Source organism: Bacteroides sp. ET225 (genome assembly GCF_024733745.1).
In the GTDB taxonomy this organism is placed as follows: Bacteria; Bacteroidota; Bacteroidia; order Bacteroidales; family Bacteroidaceae; genus Phocaeicola; species Phocaeicola excrementipullorum.
Genome location: NZ_JANRHN010000089.1, coordinates 1 through 959, shown reverse-complemented (window position 1 = coordinate 959; position 959 = coordinate 1). Strand labels below are relative to the sequence as shown.

The following is a 959-nucleotide window of genomic DNA, read 5'->3' as shown; positions in this document are numbered from 1 at the left end:
CAGGCGGACGAGACTACAGTTCCGGTCATTAACAGAGAAAAACACAGAGCCGACAAGGAATATCTCTGGATGGTAAGATCAGTCATGGAGAAACTGGTCATCTTCCATTACGACGGGGGATCACGGGCCGGAGCGGTCATCGAATCCCTGGCAAATCAATATAACTTCAAGGGATATCTTCAATGTGACGGTTTTGCAGGTTATGAAACAGCCTTCAAGACCAACCCCGACGTGCGGCTGCTCAACTGCCTGGTGCATATACGCCGTCATTTTGAGCAGGCTTTGGATGAAAACAGGGAGATGGCGCAACATGCACTGACTCAGATACAGCATATCTATAAAATAGAACGCCAGTGTGACGAAGCCGGCCTGTCATATGATGAGCGCAGACAGAAGCGTCAGGAGCTGGCCCGGCCAATCATGGAGGCAATGAAGGTATGGATGGAGGCAGAAGGAATTAAATACAGTCCAGGTTCTTTGACAGGCAAGGCCATAACATATGCCTATACCAAATGGGATAATATTATGAGATGTCTGGACGATGGCCGCCTGTACTGGGATAACAATCTGGCGGAAAATGTCCAACGGCCCATCACTCTGAGCAGAAAAAATTTTCTTTTCTGTGGTAATCACGAAGCAGCAGCTAATATGTCTGTTATCTGTTCCCTATTGGCTACTTGTAAGGCACACGATGTAAACCCAAGGAATTACCTGAATGATGTAATCGCCCAAATGCCTTATCACAAGAATGCAACTCATGAGATACTTTTGGATCTGCTTCCACACAAATGGAAGCTGAAACATCCGGAAAGTATATTGACAAAACAACATGGGGTATCTGACAACTAATGCCATATGCAACATATAGGTTCAACAAAATAATAGCGGCTGAAACTATTAGGTTCATAGTGACAGTCGCTATTGTTGTATATAAAGGTTTAAAACTTGTAGTTTATCGA

1 protein-coding gene is annotated in these 959 nt (G+C 44.6%); it reads left to right on the top strand.

Annotation, left to right across the window (positions count from 1 at the left end):
* The coding region (locus NW212_RS15215) for an IS66 family transposase (protein ID WP_258339457.1) at positions 1-849 on the top strand (849 nt) is incomplete at its 5' end.
* Positions 850-959 lie beyond the last annotated feature (110 nt).